Genomic DNA, 22,368 nt, shown 5'->3' on the forward strand with positions numbered 1-22,368 from the left:
CGTTATTCCCCATAGGCGATATCAACATTATCGCCGACGCCTCCCAGTGTCCGGTCCTTGCCGAACGAGAACAGATCAAAGTTGGTTTTGGCCTGGCTGGGAGGATAGTGGTACTGATAGGCCACGCCCCAGGGGTCTGTCAGCATGTCCTCATCCTTGAGATAGGGCCCCCGCCACTTCCCTTCCCCCGCTGGCTGAACCGTCAACACCGCCAGACCCTCGTCGTCGGTAGGATAACGCCCTACATCCTGATGAAATTGCTCGACCGCCTTGCCCAGCACTTTCAGCTGTACCTTGGCCGTGGCGATTTCGGTTTGAGTCACGTCGCCAAAGATCCGCGGCCCAACTGCAATCACCAGCACACCGACAACCAGCACGGCCACCAGCAGATCCCACAACGAAAACCCGCGCGTGTGTGTTTTACCGAGCATCGATAAAGCTCCCCGTGGATCCTTTGGTTGATACGCCCTTTATATGACCTGTTGGTTGCAGGCGCCAAGGGACTTGACCGTGCAAGTCTAGTTGGGCCGCTGCCGTGGCGGGTCTTTTTTCCTCACCCGGGCCTGAGCCATTGAATCCACGTCGCGCTGAACATAGACTCCGGCCATGCGTTTACGTCATATCGAAGTCATTCAAGCGATTTTACAGACCGGACACCTCGGCACTGCCGCCGAATGGTTGCAACTGCCCGTGGCCGATGTGGACGCGACGCTCAAGGATGCCGAGCTGCAATTGGGTTTCATGCTGTTCGCCAGTGTGCGCGGACGCTTGCAGGCCACCCGGGAAACCCTCGAGCTGCAGGGCGAAATCGCCCACTTCTATGCGGCCCTTGAGCCGGTGCAACGCCTGGCCAGCAGCCTGAAGCACCACCATGCCCCGCCCTTGCGCGCACTGTGCACCCCGCCGCTGGCCAATCAACTGCTGCCCCAGGCGATCGCCGTGCTGCGCCGGCGCTTTCAAGACACGCCGTGCAACCTCTCCAGCCACTCCACCCGGGACATCGTCAAGAGCCTGCTGCTGCACGAAGCAGACCTTGGCCTGAGCCTGCACGACCCGGAACATCCGCAGATCCACAGCACGCCACTGGCTCACGGCAAGCTGCAATTGCTCGCGCCCCATGGCTGGCTGAAGCCTCGGCAGAAGTACATTGCGCTACAGGAGCTGGCCGGGCAGTCGATGATCGGCCTTGAAAACCAGGACCCGCTGAGCCGCCTGCTGGACAGCAAACTGCAAGCCCTGCGCCCGCTGCCGGTGGTGCAAACGCGGGTGCAGACCTACCAGATGATGCGCAGCATGGTAGAGGCCGGGGAAGGTCTGGCGATTGTCGACCCGTTCACCGCCACTGGCGCACGGGAAGCCGGACTGGATGCGTGCCCGTTGTCACCGCCGATGGTGGTGACCTTGTATGCGTTGACCCTGAAGGACAGCGAAGCGTCGCCCGCCTTGAATGCGTTGCTGGAGATTGTCACCGAGAAGGCTGAAAGCCTGCTGACAAGCACACTGCCTTGAATATGGGAACTGTCGAGCCCTGGCGAGGCTGCGAAGGCGGCGGCATGGTCGATAAAGAGGTCGCCTGACACACCGCCATCGCGGCCTCGTTGGGGCTCGACGGCTCCCACAGGGGTTCGGGGGAAGTCTGGGAGGTGTGTGTTTGATCGCAACCACTCGGGGTTACTCAAATCAAATGTGGGAGCTGTCGAGCTTTAGCGAGGCTGCGAAGGCGGCGGCATGGTTGATAAAGAGGTTGCCTGACACACCGCTATCGCAGCCTCGCCAGGGCTCGACAGCTCCCACAGGGTTTGGGGGAAGTCTGGGAGTTGTGTGTTCGGTAGCAAGCACTCGGGTTGCGCAAATCGAATGTGGGAGCTGTCGAGCCTTAGCGAGGCTGCGAAGGCGGCGGCATGGTTGATAAAGAGGTTGCCTGACACACCGCTATCGCAGCCTCGCCAGGGCTCGACAGCTCCCACAGGGTTTGGGGGAAGTCTGGGAGTTGTGTGTTCGGTAGCAAGCACTCGGGTTGCGCAAACCGAATGTGGGAGCTGTCGAGCCTTAGCGAGGCTGCGAAGACGGCAGCACAGTCGATAAAGAGGTCGCCTGACACACCGCTATCGCGGCCTCGCTTGGGCTCGACGGCTCCCACAGGGTTCGGGGGAAGTCTGGGAGTTGTGTGTTTGACCGCGAGCACTCGGGTTGCGCAAACCGAATGTGGGAGCTGTCGAGCCTTAGCGAGGCTGCGAAGGCGGCGACACAGTCGATAAAGTGGTCGCCTGACACACCGCTATCGCGGCCTCGCCAGGGCTCGACAGCTCCCACAGGGGTTCGGGGGAAGTCTGGGAGTTGTGTGTTTGATCGCAACCACTCGGGTTGCGCAAATCGAATGTGGGAGCTGTCGAGCCTTAGCGAGGCTGCGATGGCGGCAGCACAGTCGATAAAGAGGTCGCCTGACACACCGCTATCGCAGCCTCGCCAGGGCTCGACAGCTCCTACAGTTGATTGGTGAAGCTCACACCGCTTCCAGTTCTGTCTTGAACAACCGATACCAGAAAATCGCCACTTCACGGGTCTGGGGATCAATCCCGCGATAGCGCAGGTGGTCGATCCCGCCCATCACATACCCGCAGCGCTCATACAGCCGGCAGGCACCGAGGTTGTTGTTCTGGGTTTCCAGCATCATCCCCGGCAGGTTCTTCTTGCGGCTCCAGAATTGCGCCACGTCCAGCAATGCCTTGGCCACCCCATGGCGCCGCGCCGGCAACACCACCGCCAGCTCATCCACATGGGCAAACCCGTTCCAGTTGGTGCTGACCACTATGTGCCCAACGGGCCGGTCATCCAGGTACGCCATGAACACCGCACTGTCGGCGGCGTCCCGAAAGCTGGCGAATTCCTCGGGGTCGATGCCGTAGCATTTGCGGTACGGCACGATACGCTCCACCGCCCATTGATCGACGCGCTTGCCCATTTCCGGCACACCATAGGCATTGACCTCAAAGCTGAAGTCATTACCCCACACGTAGGCGTCAAATCCCTCATCAGCCACGCGGACACTGAGACCCGGGTACTTCGGGTTCATTACAGCTTGCATAAACATTCTTAACCCTTGATGCAATCGACGGTGTAACAGCGACCATTGCCGTCATCTTCGTGTTGCAGTCCATGAACATCGGCGACAAAGCCGGGGAAACTACTGTCGAACGTCCTGGCAAACGCCAGGTAATCAATGATCGAGCGAGTCGATTCGGTGAACCGCTCACCCGGCATGATCAACGGAATACCCGGCGGATAAGGCACCAGCATGACCGCTGCGATGCGTCCTGGCAAAGCGTCGATGGACACTGCCTCGACTTCGCCCTTGACCAACAGGTCGTAGGCATCGGCCGGTTTCATGGCGATTTCCGGCAAGACCGTGTACATCCGCTTCAAGTGCTTGGCCGTGGCATTGCTGCGGTAGCAGCTGTGCAACTGGTCGCACAGGTCCTTCAAACCCAATCCCTGATACCGCACCGGGCCCTGCTGAAACACCGATGGCAAACAGACAGCAAGGCTCACGTTGGCGTCATAACTGCGCTTGAATTCCAGTAATTCGGTGAGCAGGGTACTCCACTTGCCTTTGGTGATGCCCATGGAAAACAGCACAAGGAACGAATACAGCCCGGTCTTTTCCACCACCAGCCCACGTTCCCAGAGGAATTTACTGACCACCGCAGCGGGGATTCCGCACTCGCTCAAGGCCCCGCCGGCGTTCAGGCCGGGCATCACCAGAGTGACTTTGATCGGGTCCAGCAACACGTAGTCTTCGGCGATATCGCCAAAGCCATGCCAGTCGGCCTGGGGTTGCAACAGCCAGTCCGCCGTCACCACCCGGTCAATGCCCGCCACCAGCGGCGGCTGCCAGATGGAGAACCACCAGTCTTCAGCGGCGATGTGCTGGCGCAGGTTGGCCAGGGCGCGACGAAAGCTCAGGGCTTCGTCAAACATCTCTTGCAGCAACGAGCGCCCCGCCGGCCCTTCCATCATTGCCGAGGCGACATCCAGGGAGGCGATGATGCTGTACTGCGGCGAGGTGGAAATATGCATCATGAACGCTTCGTTGAAGCGATCCCGGTCGAGCTTGCGCACACCGCCATCCTGCACATGGATCATCGACGCCTGGCTGAACGCCGCCAGCAGTTTGTGGGTGGAGTGTGTGGTGAACACCAGCGGGCTGTCGGCCGTGCGCGAAGTGCCCATGCCATAGCGCCCGGCGAAAAACTCATGAAACGCCGCGTAGGCGTACCAGGCTTCGTCAAAGTGCAGCACCTCGACACTGTTGCCCAGTTGCTGCTTGATCAGCTCGGCGTTGTAGCACAGGCCGTCGTAGGTCGAGTTGGTGACCACCGCCAGCTTGACCTTGGCCGGTCGACCTCGGGTCAGCGGGCTGGCGTCGATCTTGGCGCGGATCGACTCGGGGCTGAACTCGCTCAGGGGAATCGGCCCGATGATCCCCAGTTCATTGCGCTCCGGGCACAGGTACAGCGGGATGGCGCCAGTCATGATGATCGAATGCAGTACCGACTTGTGGCAGTTGCGGTCCACCAGCACCAGGTCATCCCGGCCAACCATGGAATGCCAGACAATCTTGTTGGCGGTAGACGTGCCATTGATCACGAAGTAGGTGTGATCCGCGCCGAAGTTGCGCGCCGCCCGAGCCTCGGCCTCGGCCAGCGGGCCGGTGTGGTCCAGCAGCGAGCCCAGCTCCGGCACCGACACCGACAAGTCCGACCGCAGGGTGTTTTCCCCGAAGAACTGATGAAACGCCTGCCCCACCGGGCTCTTGCGATAGGCCACGCCACCGCCATGGCCGGGGGTGTGCCAGGAATAATTGGAATCCGCCGTGTGCTGCACCAGGGCCTTGAAGAATGGCGGCAACAGGCCATCCAGGTAAGCCCGCGCTGCCCGTGCCACTTGCCGCGCGAGAAACGGCACGGTGTCTTCAAACAGGTAAAGAATGCCCCGCAATTGGTTGAGTTCGCTCATGGCGTCGGCCGGGGCGTTTTCCAGGGTGACTTGCTCACCCAGGGCAAAGATCGGCAGGTTCGGCGCCCGTACCCGCGCCAGGCGGATCAGCTCCACCATGTTTTGCATCAGGTGGGTATTTTCCCCGGCGCCCTCGGCGGCGATCAGCATGCAGGCCAGGCCGTGATGGGTCGAGGCCACCAGGCGGCCCTCGGCGTAGTCCACCGCCGAAAAGATACTGAAGCCCTCCTGTTCCAGCTCCCGGGCAATGCCCCGGACGCGGTCGCCGGCAACGGTGTCGGCCTTGATGTCGCGGTGTACGATCAGAACCGGGAACTTCAGGTCTTTGTACATGAGCGCTTGGCGTCCTGGGGGCTATGCCTTCAGGGTAGAAGCTCGGAGCGGATGTGGCGAATGAAGATGTTCAACCAGCCTTCATAAAGCCCCCCTGATGACCTCCCGCAACAGCAACGCCGCCTCCACGGCATGCTGGCGCGTCGCCAGGTTGGTGAAACCCATCAACAGGCCTTGCTGGCGCCCCGTCTCGATACTCCAGACAGACAGTGCCTGAATCCCCAGCCCCGCGTCGGCAGCCTGGGACGCAACTGCCTGATCAGAGACCTCCACCCGCAACCGCGCCAACAAATTGATCCCGCCAGACTGCTCATCGACCTGCAAAAATGCCCCGCAATGGCTGTTCAACGCATCCACCAGAAAGCCGCGCCGCTGGGTGTAGAGCTGGCGCATTTTTTTCAGGTGGCGGGTGAAATGGCCCTGGTCGAGAAAGTCGGCGGTGGTGGCTTGCAGCAACTCGGCACTGCGGTTTTGCAGGATGCGGGCGCTGGCCTCAAAGGCCGGGAGCAACGCCTGCGGCACCACCAGATAACCCAGCCGCAACCCCGGGAACAGCATCTTGCTGAAGCTGCCCGAGTAAATCACCCGGTCCGCCGTGTCCTGTCTTTTGAGCGCCGCCAAGGGCTGCCCCTTGTAACGAAACTCACTGTCGTAGTCGTCCTCCACCAACCAGCCGCCATGGGTCTGTGCCCAGTCGAGCAGGCTACGGCGCCGGGTGGCACTGAGGGCGACACCCAGCGGGCTTTGGTGAGCCGGCGTGACAATCGCCAGCCGCGCCTTTGGAGCAAGTCGTACGCCCTCCTCGACATCGAGCCCGTCACGGTCGACCGGCACCGGCACCAACTTCACCTCCAGGTGGAGCAACAACTGCCGCGCATGCAAATAGCCCGGGTCTTCGAACCAGCAGTGCTTGCCTGCCATCTGCAACGCATCACACACCAGCGCGAGGCACGCCGAGTAACCCGCACACACGAACACCTGCTCCGGCGAGCACTCCACACCACGGTACAGCGCCAGGTATTGAGCAATCGCCACACGCAGCGACCGGGCACCCCGCACGTCACCCATGGCCAGGCTGTTGACGTCGACACGCCGGACCTGCCGGGTGACCAGGCGCGCCCATAACTTGCGCGGAAAGCTATCGAGCGCCGGCAAGCCCAGTTGCAACAGGCGCGGCGCAGAGGTCGGCGCCAAGGGCTGCGATTCGACCGCCAGCGACTTGATCGACCGCTGCGGCAGCGCCTCGGCCACCACCGTTCCCGCTTGCCCGCGCGCCAGGAAGAACCCCTCGCTAACCAGCAACTGGTAGGCCGTCTCCACGGTGCCCCGGGCCACCTTCAACTCCTGGGCCAGGCTGCGCACCGACGGCACCCGTTCGCCAGGACGCAGTTGGCCCTGATCAATGGCCTGGCGAAAGCGCCGGTAAATCTCCTGGTATTTGGGCAGTGACGACATCGTTATCCGGCTCACAGTGAATCAGCGCTGGAGTCTGATCTTGTCCCAACCCGCTTGTCCATTCTTGGCCCTATTGAGCCGGCGACCAGGCCGCCAAACTGACGGCATCCCTTCACCACAGCAAGGAACACAGCATGCAACACCGTCTCGACTACGCCCAGGCAGCGCCCGCCGGCTACAAGGCCCTTGGCTCGGTGCACAGCTACATCCACGGCTGCGGCCTGGAGAAGGAGTTGATTGACCTGGTGTACCTGCGGGTTTCCCAACTCAACGGTTGCGCCTACTGCCTGGACTCTCATTCCCGCGACCTGCTCAAACAGGGCGTGAGCCTGGAAAAGCTGATGCTGCTGGCTGCATGGCGCGAAGCCTTGCCGTTGTTCACTCCGCGTGAATGTGCTGCGTTAGCGTGGGCCGAGTCGGTCACCCAGGTCGCACACACCGAGGTGCCGGACGAACACTATGCCGAGGCCAAGGCCCTCTTCGACGACAAGGAAATTGCCGACCTGACCCTGGCTATCGCCCTGATGAACGCCCTGAACCGCGTCGCCATCAGCTTTCGCAAAGTTCCTGCCGCCGTAAAAGCGCACATTGAGCACGGTAACCATGAATGACGCTGTTGAGTTTGTGCACATCGAAAGCGACGCCGACTGCCTGGCCTGTTTTGCCGTCATGCAGCAACTGCGGCCAAAACTGGAAGACCCGCACGCCTTTGCCCAGCAGATCCAGCGCCAGCGGGAAAACGGTTACCGCCTGCTGGCCGCCCGGGAAAACGGCCAGGTGCTGGGCCTGGCCGGTTACCGCCTGACGGAAAACCTGCTGTATGGCCGCTTCATCTACGTCGATGACCTGGTAGTGGACGCGTCCCTGCAACGCCGACGCCTGGGCGAACGGCTGCTGGATCAGGTACGCCAGCACACCCGCCGCCTGGGTTATCGCTATCTGGTGCTGGACACCGGCATGCACATGGCCCTGGCCCAGCGCTTCTATTTCCGCCAGGGCCTGCTGCCGCTGGGGATGCACTTTTCCCAGGATCTGAACCAATGACCCGCGCCCTGCTGCTGAGTTTCAGCCCCCACGGCAAGGCGGCCCAGACCTTCCGCCTGGCCCGCGCCCTGCTCCGTGAACAGGCGCCCGAGGCCGAAGTGGTCGAGCGCGACTACGGCGGCCAGGCCCTGCCACCGTTGACCCGGGAATACGCCAACGCACTGACCACGCCCGGCGGGCTCAGTGGCGCGGCAACGGCGCTGTCCGAGCAACTGATCGTCGAGCTCGAGGCTTGTGACCTGCTGATTATCTGCACCCCGGTGCACAACTTCACGGTGCCGGCAGCGCTTAAGTGCTGGATCGATCATGTGGTGCGTATCCATCGCAGCTTCACCGTCAACTCGCAGTTTGAAAAAGTCGCCTTGCTCCAGGACCGGCCAACCTTTGTGCTGGTCAGTTCCGGAAGTTCGCGAAAAAACCGTGAACCCGACTTCCTTACGCCCTACCTGCAGGCAATCCTCGGCACCGTGGGTATACGCACGGTCGAGTTCGCCTATCTGGGCGCCATGGTCCGTGGCGAAGCCGCCGTGCAACGTAGCGTGGAACAGGCCCAACAGCAGTTGTCCGGGGCTTTTTACCGGCAAGCGGGAGCCCAAGCGGCAATCAGCTCTGGCGCGTAAAATTAATGGCGCTAGAATCAGCGCCATTTCCACGCCCGCCTCCCTGACACGAGCCACCCATGAGCTTTGACTTCGACATGATCCACTCCCGCCTCGGCACCGGCAGCACCAAGTGGAGTCGTTACCCGCAAGACGTTCTGCCGATGTGGATTGCCGACATGGACATCGCCGCGCCACCGGCCGTGCTTCAAGCGTTGCACGAGCGACTGGGTCAGCAGATCCTCGGCTACAGCGTGGCCTGCGATGGCGTGCGTGAGGCGATCGTCGCCGATTTGTGGGCCAAGTACGCCTGGCGCGTACAGCCGGATGAGCTGCTGTTTTTGCCGGGTGTCGAGCCTGGTTTCAACATGGCGTTGCACGCGTTTGTGCAGCCTGGGCAACCGGTGGTGTTGCAAACCCCCAACTACCGCCCGATTCGCCTGGCACCTGGCCACTGGAACCTGCCGAAGATCGAAGTGCCGTTTGAGTTGAGCGCCGAAGGCGAGTACCTCACGCCGTTGCCAGCGATGCGTGAGGCACTCAAAGGCGCCGGTGCGTTGCTGTTGAGCAACCCGCATAACCCGATGGGCAAGGTCTTCCCCGTGAAGAACTGCTGGCCGTGGCCACCGCCTGCCTGGACCAGGGCGCGCTGATCGTCTCCGATGAAATCCACGCCGAGCTGTGTTTTGACGGCCGCCGCCACATCCCCACCGCCAGCCTCAGCCCGGAAATCGCCCAGCGCACCATCACCCTGATGTCGGCGAGCAAGGCGTACAACGTCGCCGGGTTGAAGACCTGCTTTGCGGTGGTCCAGAACCCCGAGATTCGCGAACGCTTCAATCACGCCCGTTGCGGCATGGTCGACAGCGTCAGCCCCCTGGGCCTGGAAGCCACCCGTGCGGCCTACAGCGACTGCGGCGACTGGCTGCAAGCGCTGGTGGCCTACCTGCAAGCCAACCGTGATTACCTGCTGAACGCCGTGCAAACCCGCCTGCCTGGCGTAGTGATGCATGCGCCCCAAGGCACTTATCTGGCGTGGCTGGATTGCAGCGCCCTGGGCCTGGACGACCCGCAACGGTTCTTCCTTGAGCAGGCCAAGGTCGGCTTGAGCGCGGGGATCGAATTCGGCGATGACAGCCAGCAGTTCGTGCGCCTGAACTTCGGCTGCCCGAGGGCCATGCTGGAAGAAGGCATTGCCCGCCTGGAACGCAGCCTGCGTCACCGTTAAGGCGCAATTCACAACTTTTCGCAACGACCGCCGAACCCCTGCTGTTACTGTTTTTGCCGATTCGTCCCACCGGTAACAGCAGGAGTTCCATGGCATGACGACCCAGCCGCTCAACCGCTCGACCGACCCCAAAGCCCTTCCTCTCACACCGCCCAAGTCCGGCGCGGCGTTCCACGTGCTGCTCAAGAACAGCGCCAACAACAAGAAGGTCGAGGCCGGCGACAAAACCGCGCAAGGGCTCGCAGCCAGCAAGGAACAAGGCTATGAACTGGCCGCCAAGGACGCCGCACCGCCGGCGAGCCTGGGTGACTACAAGGCCATCGGTCCGGCTGATGAAGTCGGCCCCGGCCTGATCCGTTATGAAACCCAGGATGGCAAGAAGGTCATTGTCAGCGAAAAAGACAGCCCCGACCTGTTCAAGCAAGTCAGCGCCGACTTCAAGGCCCTGTCCGGCGTCAACGCCAGCGAAGCCGCCGGCTACGAGCGACTGGGCAGCGATGCCACGGCCCCGGAAAAACTCGGTGACTACAAATCCCTCGGGCCGCCCGACGAAACCGGCCCCGGTGTGATTCGCTATGAAACCCAGGACGGCAAGAAGTTTGTCATCAGCCAGCGAGACAACCCCGAGGCCTTCCAGAAAGCCAAGGAAGCCTACGAGAGCTTCACAGGCCTTACCAACAGCGAAGATGCCGGCTACAAACGCGCCAGCGACAACGAAGTGTGGCCGCCCTACGCCGGCACCACCGTGGGTCCCAAGGATGAAGTCGGCCCCGGCCTGATCCGCTTTGAAAGCAATGGCCAGAAAATGGTCGTGGCCCGGGACGACAACCCCAAGTTGTTCGACTACCTGGCAGGCCTGCACGAGGTCTACACCAACCCCGACAAAAAGGCCGCCGTAGAGTCCGCGCTCAACGACGGCTCGACCCTGGCGGATGCCAATACCAAGGTGCCGGAACTGAATGACTACAAGGGCTTCGGCTGGATCGAAGGCCAGCAAGGCAACGTGCTGACCTATGAAACCCACGACGGCACCAAGGTGGTGGTGTCGGCCGATGTCAGCCCGGAACTGTTCAAGAGCGTGGCCACCGCCCAGGACACCTGGAGCAAGATCCACAGCAGTGAAGACGCCGGCTACAAGCTGGCCGGGCCGAATGATTTCCTGAAAAACACCGACATCACCTTCGGCTCCCCCGACGAGCTGGGCGACGGCCTGATCCGCTATGAAACCAGCGAAGGCAAGGTCATCGTCTCCAAGGAGCTCAGCCCGCAGCTCTACGACGAAGTGGTGGCGAAATGGGAAGCCTGGAGCGCCGGCACCGTCGACGAAACCCGCGCCAAGTACAACCTGCCGAGCAACGATGAGCTGGACGTGCTCAACCTCGACACCGGCGTGCATGCCGACAAGGACGACGACAAATCGCCGACCCAAAGCGTCAGCGAACTGGCCACCACTGAACTGATCGACACCTACCGCGCCGGCGTCAAGGACGGCTCGATTCCCAAGGACGACCCGCGAGCCAAACTGGTCCGCGCCCTGGAAGCCCAGGCCGCCTACCAGAACGGCCATGGCATCACCGGCTACGAAGAATCCAAGCGCCCGTTCAACACCACCTGGCGCGAGTTCGATGACAAGCAGACCGAACTCACCTCCGCCGACATGCACGACATCATCGACGGCAAGGCGGTGCAGGAGCAGATTGGCGAACTGTTCAAAGACCCGACCGTGCAGGCCGACTACAAGACCAAAATGGACGACGCCATCAGTCACCTGCCCAACAAGGACGAGATCAAGCAGAAGCTCCTCGACCTGACCAGCAACCCGGACTACGTGCTGTACCTCAAGGACCTGCAAAAACAGGGCAAGAGCCACGAAGCCCAGCAAGACCTGAGCAACACCCTCACCTCGCTGTCGCTGTTCGACCCGGAAGCCGCTACCAAGGCCGCGCAGAATATCCAGGCCGACGGGCTGACCACCGACCTCAACGAGATCCTCTCGGACCCGAGCAAGATCTCCGACGAGAACAAGGAACTGGCCACCAAGGACCTGTTCGGCCTGCTCAAGGGCGTGCTCAAGGGCAACCTGCTGGACCTGCCGCGTCGCAGCCAGGAAGTGCTGGAGAAATTCCTCAACGAGGGCCTGGAGGGCAAGGAGAAATCCTCGGCCGTGACCAAGGCCCTGGAAGAGCTCGGCGACGTCTACAAGAACAGCGGCACCATCAGCGAAGCCGACGTGAAAACCGCCCTGAGCAAACCGTATATCCCGGTGGCGGATCGCGGCATGCTCGGCGAGGTGTTCAACACCCTCAACAGCAAAGGCATCCTCGGTTCGATGGGCGCCGGCGTCAGCCTGTTCTCGGGGATTTACCAACTGGTGGGCAAAGGCGGCAAGCTCGGCGAAACACCGGCCCAACGCATGACCATCGCCAAGGACTTCCTGAGTTTTGCCGGCGGCGCGAGCCACTTCGTCAAGCTCGGTGACAAGATCGGCGAAGCCCTGGGCAAAGGCGGCCTGGTGGACTTCCTCGGCCTGGACAAGACCCTGCCGGAAATCTGGGGCAAGGAAGGTGCGGCCGGCAAAGTCATCGACTTCAGCAAGCCGACCGAGATCGACTCAAAGGTCAGCAAGGAAATCGCCGCCGCCCTGGACGCAGTTCCCGACAGCCAGTACGACGGCGTCGCCAAGCTGTTTGGCGAAGGTGATAAAGCCGTGACCGAAGCCACCGAAGGCCTCGCCACTCACCTGGATGACGGCCTCAAGGCCGCCGGTGCGGCCAAGCTTGGCGCCTCCCAATCGGCGAAAATCGCCGGTTCCGTGATCAAGGTGCTGGGCCCGGCGACGGACATTGCCGGTGGTTTTGCCGACATTGTGCTCGGCGCCCTGGCGATCAAAAGCGGCGTGGACAGCAAAGATCCCTTGGCTCAGGCCGCAGGTGGCTTGCAAGTGGCGGGCGGTGCGTTCGGCGCGTCGGCCGGGGTATTGGGTGCGGCGGCGCTGTTTGGCGCAGGCACGGCGGCGGCGCTGACCGGGCCGCTGTTCCTTGTGGGCGTGGTGTTGGCGGTGGTGGGCGGAATCATCGGCTACTTCGTCGACCACAACAAAAAACAGAAGGCCACCGAGAAGGAAAACGACTGGTACCGCGACCTGGCCGGCGACGGCTTGTTGCAGGACAACTGGGCGGACAAGGTCGAATACGCCCACTACGAAATTCACCACTACCACGGCCGCGACACGCCGACCGATGACAGCCTGTTCCGCTTCCAGCAATCGGAGTGGGAGCATTTCGACTCGACACCCCAAAGTGGCGGCTCGTCGAGCAACCGGCTGGATGGGGATTTGCACAAGGACTACAAGGACCCGAGTGAAACGCCCAAGGCACTGCCGGATGCTTCGGATGAGAAGCCGGGGTCACGGCCATCAGGAGGCGGGCCTCGGCTCAACTAAATCTACACAAATCAGTGTGGGAGCTGGCTTGCCTGCGATAGCGGTGTATCAGCCGACAAATAGGTCGACTGACACTCAGTCATCGCAGGCAAGCCAGCTCCCACATTTGGATTGGGTTCACAACTGGACTCGGGTTTACAGCTTGGCGATCGACACTTCAGTCGACTTCACAAAGGCAATCACTTCACTGCCCACCTTCAATTCCAGGTCACGCACCGAGCGGGTGGTAATCACCGACGTCACGATCCCCGACGCGGTTTGCACGTCGATCTCGGACACCACTTCGCCGATCAGGATTTCCTTGATCACGCCTTTGAACTGGTTGCGCACGTTGATCGCTTTAATGGTCATGTCGGCTTTCCTTTGGTCTGTTGGGTCAATCCGCACGAATGCGCAGGCACTCAAAGTGCCCTATTCGTGAAACCAACAAAAGGAATATATAACTCTTTATTTATTCCATAAAAACATATGCAAGCTGTTGCACAGCCAACAGTGATTCAACAAAGTGCCCACCTCCCCACTCCCAACCACTCCCCACGTAGCAGCTGTCGAGCCCAAGCGAGGCTGCGTTCGCGGTGTGTCAGACAGACCGCTGACGCAGCCTCGCTTGGGCTCGACAGCTGCTACGTGGGGTATTGCCCGGCGGCACGAAAGACGCTGGCACAGAGACTGCATATTCCTATAACGCATGATGGAACATGCCATATGAATTTTCTGAATATAAGAAAAGCCTTCTCTTTCCCGCCTTGTCCGGAGCTGTTCCATGAAACCCTTCGTCAACACCCTGTTGGGCGCCTGCGCCCTGGCCCTCAGCCTGCAACCCCTGGCCCATGCAGCGGAAACTGACCCTGCGCAAGTCAACCTGGATTACGCCTATTACTCCCCGGTGAGCCTGGTGCTCAAACACTTCGGCTGGCTTGAAGAAGCGCTGCCGCAAACCAAGGTCGGCTGGGTGTTGAGTCAAGGCAGCAATCGCTCGCTGGAATACCTCAACAGCGGCGGCGTCGACTTCGCCTCGTCCGCCAGCCTGTCAGCAGTATTGAGCCGGGCCAATGGCAGCCCGATCAAGTCGGTGTACGTCTACAGCCGCGCTGAATGGACCGCACTGGTGGTGCGCAAGGACTCAACGTTCAAGAGCGTCACCGACCTCAAGGGCAAGAAAATCGCCGCCACCAAAGGCACTGACCCGTACCTGTTCACCCTGCGTAGCCTGCAGAAAGCTGGCCTGAGCAAGGACGATGTGGAGCTGGTGCACCTGCAACACCCGGACGGCCGTATCGCCCTGGAGAAAGGTGATGTGGACGCCTGGGCCGGTCTCGACCCGCACATGGCCGCCAGCGAAATCCAGGCGGGCTCCCGCCTGCTGTACCGCAACAAGGACTTCAACAGCTACGGCGTGGTCAGCGTGACCGACAAATACGCTAAGGAGCACCCACAGACCATCGCCAAGGTGCTCGGCGCCTATGAAAAAGCTCGCAACTGGGCGGTCAAGCACCCTGACGAATTCGCCAAGCTGCTGGCCGACGAGTCCGGCCTGCCCCTCGACGTGGCCAAGCTGCAACTGTCGCGCACCGACTTGAGCAGCCCGTTGCTGACCGCACAGGACGTGGTGTCATCCAAGGCCGCCGCGCCGATCCTGGTGTCGGAAGAACTGGTGCGCCGTGGTGTGAATGTGGATCAGGTGATCGACCAGTTGATCGACCCAAGCTTCGGCCAGGCCTTGCCTCGTCCATAAGGGGAGCGTCATGAGCAGCAAAAGCGAAACCCTGCCCGTCGCACTCGCGCCAACGCTCACCGTGCAGCGCAGCGCCTGGCCGCGGCGGCTCAAGGGCCTGGCGTTGCCGGTGTTGATCCTGGTGATCCTTGAAGTGGTGGTGCGCATCGGCTGGCTGCCGTCCTACCAGATGCCGGCCCCCAGCGAGATCGCCGTGACCCTCACCGACCTCGCCGAAGGCGCGCTGTGGAAACACATCAGCGCCAGCCTGTTACGAGTGCTGCTGGGGTTCGCCATTGGTGCCAGCCTGGCGCTGGTGTTTGCCGCCTGGGTCGGCTTGAGCCGCGAGGCCGAGGCGTATCTGGAGCCGACCTTCGCCGGCCTGCGCTCGATCCCGAGCCTGGCCTGGGTGCCGCTGTTGCTGCTATGGCTGGGCATTGATGAGACCTCGAAGATCGTGTTGATTGCCATCGGCGCGTTCTTCCCGGTGTACCTCAATGGCGTTGCAGCGATACGCGACATCGACCGCAAGCTGGTGGAAGTCGGGCAGATGTATGGCTTCAGCCGTACGCGCCTGGTGCGTCGCATCCTGTTGCCCGCCGCCCTGCCCGGTTTGTTCACCGGCTTGCGCAGCGGCCTGAGCCTGGCGTGGATGTTCCTGGTGGCGGCCGAGTTGATCGCCGCCACCAAGGGCCTGGGTTACCTGCTCAGCGATGGCCGGGAAACCTCACGGCCCGACATTGTGCTGGCGGCGATCATCGTGTTGGCGCTGCTGGGCAAGATCAGCGACGGCCTGTTGGCCGCCCTGGAAAAACGCTGCCTGGCCTGGCGCGATACCTTCAACGGCCAAGGCCCGGAGCATTGAGCATGAGTGAAGCGCTACTGGATATTCGCGTCGAGCGTAAGAACTTCGGCGCCACCACGGTACTGACCAACGTCCACTTGGCCCTGCAACCCCGGGAAGCGGTGAGCTTGCTGGGGCCCAGCGGCTGTGGCAAAAGCACGTTGCTGCGGATCGTCGCCGGGCTGGAAAAGGACTATCAGGGGGAACTGCTGCAAGGCGGTGGTGAGGTTGCATTTGTCTTCCAGGAGCCGCGTCTGATGCCGTGGCTGACGGTGGAGCAAAACATCGGCTTCAGCGATGACGATGGCTATGACAAGGCCTGGGTCGCGCAGTTGATTGATGAGGTGGGGCTGACGGGGTTTGGCCGGGCGTTGCCCAAGGCGTTGTCGGGCGGGATGGCGCAACGGGTGGCGATCGCTCGCGGGCTGTATTCGAGACCGCAGGTATTGCTGCTGGACGAGCCGTTCAGCGCGGTGGATGCGTTTACCCGCATGAAGCTGCAGGACCTGTTGCTGCAGTTGGCTGAGCACCATGGGATCGCCTTGCTGCTGGTGACTCACGATGTGGACGAAGCGCTGTACCTGAGTGACCGGGTGTTGGTGATGGATAACCGGCCCAGCAGCATTCGCCAGGAGCTGGCGGTGGAGCTGGTGCATCCGCGGGATCGGCGGGATCCGCTGTTGGCGCGGCTCAAGGCACTGGCGCTGACTGAGCTGCAGCGGGCGCATGTGATCTGACCGATGCAGTGATCCCCCCTGTATTTGTGTTGGGGGCGAGTTAGGCTGGGGGGCATATCCGTTATTTAGGTAACGGCCGCTTATGGTTCCGCTCTTACAGCGGCTCACTTTTGAAAAGCGCAAAAGTAAGCAAAACGCTCTTGCCCCACCACTCGGCACCTCGCTTAGGCTCGGTGTGCCCTCACTCCGGCTTTGGACCGTGGGCCGCCGCGATGGGCCATCCTTGGCCCAGCGCGGCTAACCCGGCGTCCTGCCGGGTTACCCACGCTCCAAAGCCTGCGTTCGGCCAGCGTGGTTTAACGGGGCGCCTAAGATCAAGATCAAGATCAAAAGCAGATCAACAGCACAGCGGCCTACCGGCCGGCTTGAGTGTGGTGAAGCAAAAGCCAAATCAAAAGCTAAAGCGGGCACGGTCAAATGTGGGAGCTGGCTTGCCTGCGATGGCATCAACTGGGTGTACCTGATGCACCGAGTTGTCTGCATCGCAGGCAAGCCAGCTTGTATGGTTAGACTTGTAGGGGTGGTGGGACTAAAAGCCAGCATCTGACTCTAGCCAGTACAGACCGTGGGAGACTTCGCCCCACCCCTTCACCAAAGCGCCGATAAGGAATGCATCGGCCATGACCGACGATAGAAGCAAGCCAGCGCAACGGTGAAGCCCCAACAAGCCCATAAACCCTAACCCGGAGCGTTTTTCATGGCAATGACTGTCTTGCAATCAATCATCGGCGTGGATGTTGCTAAGGCTGAAGTCGTGGTCTGTCACATTGAAACAGACGAATTGAAGATTGTGCCCAACAACAAAACCGAGCTGAGGGCGTGGCTCAAATCTCTACCCGTGGACAGTGCCATCGCGATTGAGGCGACCAATATCTATCACCTGGATACGGTCAATTTGGCTCACGGGATGGGCCATAAGGTTTATGTGATTGATGGCTACCGCCTTAATCACTACCGCAAAAGCACGGGTGGGCGGGCGAAAACAGACGCCAGCGATGCGCGTTTACTGGCCCGTTATTTGAAAAATGAACAGGCTGATTTACGTGCCTGGAACCCGCCGCCGAAGATCTATACCAAGCTTCAAAGCTTGCTTCGCCGACGGGCAGCGTTGGTGAAAATGCGGGTTGGCCTTAGCCAAAGCTGGGCAGGTGAGCCACTCCTTAAGGCCTCATCAAAAAATGTCTCAGCCTGCCTTGCGAGACATGAACGGCTTATTGAAAAACGGATATTAGATGCCGTCACTGAGGCGGGCCTCTTGCATCAGATCAAACGCTGCCAAGCTGTTGAGGGGATTGGTTTTCTCACTGCGGTGGCGCTCACGATGGCGTTTCAACGAGGCGAGTTTGAAAGTGCCGATGCCTATATCGCGTTCCTGGGAATGGACTTGAGAGTATCTGACTCGGGGCAAATGAGCGGACGTCGCTCACTGAGCAAAAAAGGAGACTCGGAGATCCGTCGATTGCTGCATAACGCGGCGTCAGCAGGTATCAAGTCAAACGCTTGGAAACCGCTCTATGAAGGCTATCTGGGCAGAGGCCTGAAAACGACTCAGGCCTTGGTTATCATCGCTCGCAAGCTGGCGCGTATCGCGTTCTCCCTCATGAAAAACCTAAGCGAATACCAGTCGAAAGCGGTTTTGGGGCTTCCCCCAACCATAGAATCTCCCACAAAAAAACAGCGCCACCCCCGCCCGTAGCAGCTGTCGAGCGCCAGCGAGGCTGCGTGCCTTTGATCTTGATCTGCTTTTGATTTTGATCTGCGGGCCCCGTTAACCACGATGGCCGCAAGCAGGCACGGTGGAGCGGGTAAATCGGCAAGGATGCCGATTTAGCCGCGCCGGGCCATGGATGGCCCGTCGCGGCGGCCCGCGGAGCCGAGCCGGAGTGCGGGCATGCCGAGCCTAGGCGAGGCACCGAGTGGTGGGGCAAAGACCTTTTGGTTACTTTTGGGGCGTTTGCCAAAAGTGACCCGCTGTAAGAGCGGAACCCTAAGTCGCCGTTACCGCAGCAACGGATATGTACGCAGCGCAACGCAACAGAGTCCTACACAGACCGCATCAAACAACCGTCTTGCGCGGCACCAGCGTCACCCAATACCGCGTACGAAACTGCACCTCCAGCGCCATCGTCGACGCCAGCAACGCAAGAATGCGATCCGTATCCGCCAACTGAAAGCTCCCAGTCACCCGCAACGTCTCCAGGCTCGAGTCCCAACGCATCACCCCTGGCCGATACCGCTCCAACTCCCGCAAAAAATCACCCAACAGCTGGTTCTGCGCAGTCAGCACACCGTCGCGCCAACCCAATTGCAACGCATCAAACCCCACCGCAGCACCCATCCCCGACGCCTGCAATCGAGCCTGCTGCCCACCGTGCAATGTCGCCATCTGCCCACGCAGGTCCTGCACCTGCACTACGCCCTTGAGCACCGACACCAAACACCCGGATGACAGCTGCCGCACACACACCTCAGCCTGGCTGACGATCACCTGGCCATAACGCGTCTGCACCGTCAGCGCGCCAGCCCCCGGCACCGTCAACGCCATCTCCCCTTCCACCAGCGTCACACGGCGCCGGGCCGCATCCACATCCACCGCACTCGCGGTATTGAGTTGCAGGCTGCTGCCATCCGCCAGCGTCACCCGCTTACGTTCGCCGGTGGCGGTGTGCAAGTCGGCGCGCCATGCATCGATCGGCAATTGCCGGCTAAGCAACCACGCAGCCGGCACCAACGCCGCCACGCCCAACGCACGCTTGAGCACCGCACGCCGCCCCGGTTGCGGGCGATCGAGGCTGGCCATGGCCAATGCTGGAGGCAAGTCGGTAAAACGCTGGCGCAGTAACTGGGCTTTTTGCCAGATCTGTTCGTGTTGAGGATGGCTGTCACGCCACTGCTGCAGGCCGGCATGATCACGCTCGGTGGCGGTACCGGATTCCAGCAACGCCAGCCAGTGCGCCGCCGCACGAGCCAGATCCGGTGCAGTACGGCTCACAGTTCCACCAGCAGGCAATGCTCATAGGCCTGGGCCATGTAGCGCTTGACCGTACGCTCGGACACCTTGAGCCGCTCGGCGATCTCGCGGTAGCCCAGCCCTTCCAGCTGGCTCCAGAGAAACGCGCGACGCACCACCGGTGGCAAACCGTCGAGCAGCTCATCCAGGGCTTGCAGGGTTTCCAACAGCAGCCAGCGCTGCTCCGGCGACGGCACGCAAGCCTCCGGCAACTGCATCAACGCATCGAGATACGCCTGCTCCAAGCTGCGCCGCTGGTGAAAATTCACCAGCAAGCGCTTGCCCACGGTCACCAGATAGGCCCGGGGTTCCTGCAATTGCGCAATCGGCTGGGCGCTGGCCAGCACCCGCAGGAACGTGTCCTGGCTCAGGTCTGCGGCATCCCAGGCGTTGCCCAGACGGCGCCGCAACCAGCTTTCCAGCCAGCTGCGGTGGTCGCGGTACAAAGTGTGAAGCGTCGGTTCAGCGCGGTGCGTCGGCAATACAGCATCATTCATGGCAAGTAACCTGCGCGGCGCGAGTCAGTCTCAAATGAGATTCATTCTATTTAATATCCCGCCGGCATACCACGTTCTTTTGCACAGGATGTTTAAAGCATCGCCGCCTTTTGCCTGAGCATTTCGATAAACATCCCTAGCTCGCGACTCACCGGGTCACCCCGGCGCAGCAGCATGCCGAACGGCGCGAGCTGCACCTCCAGCGCCACCGGCAGTGCGACCACCAGGCCCATTTTCAGGTAATCCCGCAGGGCGCTTTCCGAGAGCACCATGATTGCGTCGGTCAGTTGAATCAGTTGCTGCATGGAATACACCGAGCTGCATTCGATGATGTCTGCCGGCTGCGGTAACGCAAGGCGTTGCAGCGCTTCGTCGAAGCCGATGCGCGCCGGGCTGGTTTCCGGTTGCAGGATCCACGGCCAGTCGCTGACCAGCTCCGTCAACGCCAGGTCATCACGCTGGGCCAGGGGATGGCCGGCGTGCACCACCACCAACAAACGCTCGTTGCCCAAGGGTTCGAAGGTGTAATGCTCGCTGTCGGTGGCGGCATTGCGCCGCGCGATGGCCAAGTCGATGCGGCCTTGTTCCAGCAACTGGATCACCTGGTCGCTGGTGTCGCCCATGATGCGAATGCGCAGTTGGGGATTGAGTGTCTTGATCTGGGCGATGGAGTCCATCACCAGGTCCGGGGCCGCGCCCATGATGGTGCCAATCGACAAGTAGCCATAGCCGCCCTGTTGACGTGCCATCAGGTCTTCGGCGCAGCGGTCGAGGCCACTCAGCGCCGACTCGGCAAAGCGGATCAGTTCCTTGCCCAGCGCCGTCGGGCGCATGCCCCGGGGCAGGCGCTCGAACAGGTCACAGGCAAACATGTCCTCGATCTCGCGCAACATGCGCGTCGCCGCCGGCTGCGACATGTTCAGGCTTTGGGACGCACGGTGCAGGTTCTGGCTGGAACTCAAGGCCACCAGCATGTGCAGATGCTTGTAGCGCAGGCGGTTGAACAGGCTGCGGGAGATCAACGGACTACTCATTTTTATCCTTGTTATCGATACCCTGAGGTTATCAGTTGTAAGCGAGATTCGATTTGTAGCGCATGGATTGAGCGCCGTACAGTCCTTCCCATAAGAACAAAACACCGGACTGAACAATGAAAACCCTGCCCGCACCTCTGCTCGCCAAAATTTCCTGGCGGCTGCTGCCCTTCCTGCTGTTGATGTACATCATGGCCTTCCTCGACCGCGCCAACGTCGGGTTCGCCAAGCAAACCTTCCAGGCCGACACCGGCCTCAGTGACGCCGCCTTCGCCTTTGGCGCCGGGGTGTTTTTTGTCGGCTATGCGCTGCTGGAAGTGCCGAGCAACCTGATCATGCATCGCGTCGGTGCCCGCCTGTGGATGTGCCGGATCATGGTCAGTTGGGGCCTGGTGTCCGCCGCCATGATGTTTGCCCACAACGAAACCAGCTTCTACGTGTTGCGCTTTCTGCTGGGCGTGGCCGAGGCCGGGTTTTTCCCCGGGGTGATTCTCTACCTCACCTACTGGTTCCCCTCCGCCGTGCGCGGCAAGGCCATGGGCTTCTTCTACTTTGGCGCGCCCTTGGCCTTCATCTTCGGCAGCCCGCTGTCCGGCCTGTTGCTGGAGCTGGACGGTTTCTCCGGGCTGCATGGCTGGCAATGGCTGTTTGCGGTGGAAGGCTTGATGGCCACCGCGGTTGGCATTTGGGCCTACTGGTACCTGGACAACCGCCCCGCCGATGCCAAATGGCTGAGCGTTGCAGAGCGCCGCCAGATCCAGGACCTGCTGGACCGCGAAGACCAGCAAAAAACCTCCCACGGCCGCAGCCTGCTCACGGTGTTGTGCCAGCCCAGCGTGCTGTACCTGTGCCTGGTTTACTTGCTGATCCAGGCCAGCGTGTACGGCGTGGTGTTCTACTTGCCAACCCAAGTCGGCGGGCTGCTGGGGACCAAGGTCGGCTTGATGGTGGGCCTGGTCTCGGCGATTCCCTGGGTCTGCGCACTGTTCGCCGCGTGGTGGATTCCCGGCTACTCCGACCGCACCGGCGAGCGCCGCAAAACCGCTTCCCTGACCCTGTTGATGGCCGCCGCCGGGATCGCCTGCTCAGTGACCTTCGCCAACCCGCTGCTGGGCATGCTCGCCCTGTGTTTTGCCGCCTCGGGTTTTATCGCTGTACAACCGGTGTTCTGGACCTTCCCGTCCAGCTACCTGGCCGGCAGCGCAGCGGCGGCCAGCATCGCCCTGATCAACTCCTTCGGCGCCCTCGGCGGGTTTATTGCCCCGGTGCTGAAGAACTGGGCAGAAACCGCCTTTCACTCCCCTGCGGCCGGCCTTTACCTGCTGTCCGCCACCACCGTACTCGCAGCGTTGCTGGTACTCGGTATCCATTCCCCAGGCCAAAAAGCGACGAACACGCCGGCCACTGTTTAATCA

The 22,368-nt window shown here is 61.4% G+C and carries 18 protein-coding genes and 1 pseudogene; 11 read left to right on the top strand and 8 right to left on the bottom strand.

What is annotated here, in order from left to right; translation table 11 throughout:
• Positions 1-2: 2 nt before the first annotated feature.
• Positions 3-431: a type II secretion system major pseudopilin GspG gene (gene gspG / locus JFU58_RS28495; RefSeq protein WP_093197134.1), complete on the bottom strand. Its 429-nt coding sequence runs from the start codon at positions 429-431 to the stop codon at positions 3-5.
• Positions 432-606: 175 nt separating this feature from the next.
• On the opposite strand from gspG, the gene JFU58_RS28500 reads away from it, so the two are divergent.
• Positions 607-1,509 (top strand): LysR substrate-binding domain-containing protein, encoded by a 903-nt coding sequence (locus JFU58_RS28500; protein WP_201142901.1) that lies wholly within the window; start codon positions 607-609, stop codon positions 1,507-1,509.
• Positions 1,510-2,503: 994 nt separating this feature from the next.
• On the opposite strand, the gene JFU58_RS28505 is transcribed toward JFU58_RS28500, so the two are convergent.
• The 3 genes from JFU58_RS28505 to pdxR form a co-directional block, all read right to left on the bottom strand.
• Positions 2,504-3,073 carry a GNAT family N-acetyltransferase gene (locus JFU58_RS28505; RefSeq protein WP_017480421.1) on the bottom strand — a complete coding sequence of 190 codons (570 nt, stop codon included), beginning with the start codon at positions 3,071-3,073 and terminating at the stop codon, positions 2,504-2,506.
• A 20-nt stretch (positions 3,074-3,093) separates the two neighbouring features.
• Complete coding sequence (locus JFU58_RS28510; RefSeq protein ID WP_093197142.1) at positions 3,094-5,349, bottom strand: Orn/Lys/Arg family decarboxylase; 2,256 nt, start codon at positions 5,347-5,349, stop codon at positions 3,094-3,096.
• A gap of 81 nt (positions 5,350-5,430) precedes the next feature.
• The gene (gene pdxR / locus JFU58_RS28515) at positions 5,431-6,804 is read right to left on the bottom strand and encodes a MocR-like pyridoxine biosynthesis transcription factor PdxR (RefSeq protein ID WP_201142902.1); all 1,374 of its coding nucleotides are present in this window, start codon (positions 6,802-6,804) and stop codon (positions 5,431-5,433) included.
• 134 nt (positions 6,805-6,938) lie between these two features.
• On the opposite strand from pdxR, the gene JFU58_RS28520 reads away from it, so the two are divergent.
• The 5 genes and pseudogenes from JFU58_RS28520 (at position 6,939) to JFU58_RS28540 (ending at position 13,117) form a co-directional block, all read left to right on the top strand.
• A complete protein-coding gene (locus JFU58_RS28520; RefSeq protein ID WP_201142903.1) occupies positions 6,939-7,415 on the top strand; it encodes a carboxymuconolactone decarboxylase family protein in 477 nt (158 codons plus the stop codon).
• Complete coding sequence (locus tag JFU58_RS28525) at positions 7,408-7,848, top strand: GNAT family N-acetyltransferase (RefSeq protein WP_201142904.1); 441 nt, start codon at positions 7,408-7,410, stop codon at positions 7,846-7,848. The genes JFU58_RS28520 and JFU58_RS28525 overlap by 8 nt, the downstream gene beginning before the upstream one ends.
• Complete coding sequence (locus JFU58_RS28530) at positions 7,845-8,468, top strand: FMN-dependent NADH-azoreductase (RefSeq protein WP_177027383.1); 624 nt, start codon at positions 7,845-7,847, stop codon at positions 8,466-8,468. The genes JFU58_RS28525 and JFU58_RS28530 overlap by 4 nt, the downstream gene beginning before the upstream one ends.
• Positions 8,469-8,626: 158 nt before the next feature.
• Positions 8,627-9,675, top strand: a pseudogene (locus tag JFU58_RS28535) (MalY/PatB family protein).
• A 94-nt stretch (positions 9,676-9,769) separates the two neighbouring features.
• Complete coding sequence (locus JFU58_RS28540; RefSeq protein WP_201142905.1) at positions 9,770-13,117, top strand: hypothetical protein; 3,348 nt, start codon at positions 9,770-9,772, stop codon at positions 13,115-13,117.
• 135 nt (positions 13,118-13,252) lie between these two features.
• Here JFU58_RS28540 and JFU58_RS28545 read toward each other — a convergent pair whose 3' ends face one another.
• Positions 13,253-13,468, bottom strand: a complete 216-nt coding sequence (locus JFU58_RS28545; RefSeq protein WP_003217010.1) for a TOBE domain-containing protein — start codon at positions 13,466-13,468, stop codon at positions 13,253-13,255.
• Between the two features lie 412 nt (positions 13,469-13,880).
• Between JFU58_RS28545 and JFU58_RS28550 the strand changes: the two genes are divergently transcribed.
• The 4 genes from JFU58_RS28550 to JFU58_RS28565 all read left to right on the top strand — a co-directional run bounded on the left by JFU58_RS28550 (position 13,881) and on the right by JFU58_RS28565 (position 18,108).
• Complete coding sequence (locus tag JFU58_RS28550; protein WP_201142906.1) at positions 13,881-14,852, top strand: aliphatic sulfonate ABC transporter substrate-binding protein; 972 nt, start codon at positions 13,881-13,883, stop codon at positions 14,850-14,852.
• A gap of 10 nt (positions 14,853-14,862) precedes the next feature.
• Complete coding sequence (locus tag JFU58_RS28555) at positions 14,863-15,696, top strand: ABC transporter permease (RefSeq protein WP_177071487.1); 834 nt, start codon at positions 14,863-14,865, stop codon at positions 15,694-15,696.
• 2 nt (positions 15,697-15,698) lie between these two features.
• Complete coding sequence (locus JFU58_RS28560) at positions 15,699-16,412, top strand: ABC transporter ATP-binding protein (protein ID WP_063029985.1); 714 nt, start codon at positions 15,699-15,701, stop codon at positions 16,410-16,412.
• 697 nt (positions 16,413-17,109) lie between these two features.
• Entirely contained in the window at positions 17,110-18,108 is a 999-nt protein-coding gene (locus JFU58_RS28565) for an IS110 family transposase (RefSeq protein WP_201142907.1), read from the top strand.
• A gap of 360 nt (positions 18,109-18,468) precedes the next feature.
• On the opposite strand, the gene JFU58_RS28570 is transcribed toward JFU58_RS28565, so the two are convergent.
• From JFU58_RS28570 to JFU58_RS28580, 3 genes are all read right to left on the bottom strand, one after another.
• Entirely contained in the window at positions 18,469-19,404 is a 936-nt protein-coding gene (locus tag JFU58_RS28570; protein WP_201142908.1) for a FecR domain-containing protein, read from the bottom strand.
• On the bottom strand, positions 19,401-19,919 hold the full coding sequence (locus tag JFU58_RS28575; RefSeq protein WP_063029981.1) for a sigma-70 family RNA polymerase sigma factor: 519 nt from the start codon (positions 19,917-19,919) through the stop codon (positions 19,401-19,403). Before JFU58_RS28575 ends, JFU58_RS28570 begins: the two co-directional genes overlap by 4 nt.
• Positions 19,920-20,011: 92 nt before the next feature.
• Positions 20,012-20,953, bottom strand: coding sequence for a LysR family transcriptional regulator (locus JFU58_RS28580; protein ID WP_093197183.1), 942 nt, complete (start codon positions 20,951-20,953; stop codon positions 20,012-20,014).
• 116 nt (positions 20,954-21,069) lie between these two features.
• Here JFU58_RS28580 and JFU58_RS28585 point away from each other — a divergent pair, with 116 nt between their 5' ends.
• Positions 21,070-22,365: an MFS transporter gene (locus tag JFU58_RS28585; RefSeq protein WP_201142909.1), complete on the top strand. Its 1,296-nt coding sequence runs from the start codon at positions 21,070-21,072 to the stop codon at positions 22,363-22,365.
• The last annotated feature ends 3 nt before the right edge of the window (positions 22,366-22,368 follow it).

It is taken from the genome of Pseudomonas sp. TH34, assembly GCF_016650865.1.
GTDB lineage: Bacteria > Pseudomonadota > Gammaproteobacteria > Pseudomonadales > Pseudomonadaceae > Aquipseudomonas > Aquipseudomonas yamanorum.

What these genes read in the sequence shown, in the direction of transcription:
- gspG (WP_093197134.1), bottom strand. Translation starts at nt 431, where the DNA reads ATGCTCGGTAAAACACACACGCGCGGGTTTTCGTTGTGGGATCTGCTG.
- JFU58_RS28500 (WP_201142901.1), top strand. Translation starts at nt 607, where the DNA reads ATGCGTTTACGTCATATCGAAGTCATTCAAGCGATTTTACAGACCGGA.
- JFU58_RS28505 (WP_017480421.1), bottom strand. Translation starts at nt 3,073, where the DNA reads ATGAACCCGAAGTACCCGGGTCTCAGTGTCCGCGTGGCTGATGAGGGA.
- JFU58_RS28510 (WP_093197142.1), bottom strand. Translation starts at nt 5,349, where the DNA reads ATGTACAAAGACCTGAAGTTCCCGGTTCTGATCGTACACCGCGACATC.
- pdxR (WP_201142902.1), bottom strand. Translation starts at nt 6,804, where the DNA reads ATGTCGTCACTGCCCAAATACCAGGAGATTTACCGGCGCTTTCGCCAG.
- JFU58_RS28520 (WP_201142903.1), top strand. Translation starts at nt 6,939, where the DNA reads ATGCAACACCGTCTCGACTACGCCCAGGCAGCGCCCGCCGGCTACAAG.
- JFU58_RS28525 (WP_201142904.1), top strand. Translation starts at nt 7,408, where the DNA reads ATGAATGACGCTGTTGAGTTTGTGCACATCGAAAGCGACGCCGACTGC.
- JFU58_RS28530 (WP_177027383.1), top strand. Translation starts at nt 7,845, where the DNA reads ATGACCCGCGCCCTGCTGCTGAGTTTCAGCCCCCACGGCAAGGCGGCC.
- JFU58_RS28540 (WP_201142905.1), top strand. Translation starts at nt 9,770, where the DNA reads ATGACGACCCAGCCGCTCAACCGCTCGACCGACCCCAAAGCCCTTCCT.
- JFU58_RS28545 (WP_003217010.1), bottom strand. Translation starts at nt 13,468, where the DNA reads ATGACCATTAAAGCGATCAACGTGCGCAACCAGTTCAAAGGCGTGATC.
- JFU58_RS28550 (WP_201142906.1), top strand. Translation starts at nt 13,881, where the DNA reads ATGAAACCCTTCGTCAACACCCTGTTGGGCGCCTGCGCCCTGGCCCTC.
- JFU58_RS28555 (WP_177071487.1), top strand. Translation starts at nt 14,863, where the DNA reads ATGAGCAGCAAAAGCGAAACCCTGCCCGTCGCACTCGCGCCAACGCTC.
- JFU58_RS28560 (WP_063029985.1), top strand. Translation starts at nt 15,699, where the DNA reads ATGAGTGAAGCGCTACTGGATATTCGCGTCGAGCGTAAGAACTTCGGC.
- JFU58_RS28565 (WP_201142907.1), top strand. Translation starts at nt 17,110, where the DNA reads ATGGCAATGACTGTCTTGCAATCAATCATCGGCGTGGATGTTGCTAAG.
- JFU58_RS28575 (WP_063029981.1), bottom strand. Translation starts at nt 19,919, where the DNA reads ATGAATGATGCTGTATTGCCGACGCACCGCGCTGAACCGACGCTTCAC.
- JFU58_RS28580 (WP_093197183.1), bottom strand. Translation starts at nt 20,953, where the DNA reads ATGAGTAGTCCGTTGATCTCCCGCAGCCTGTTCAACCGCCTGCGCTAC.
- JFU58_RS28585 (WP_201142909.1), top strand. Translation starts at nt 21,070, where the DNA reads ATGAAAACCCTGCCCGCACCTCTGCTCGCCAAAATTTCCTGGCGGCTG.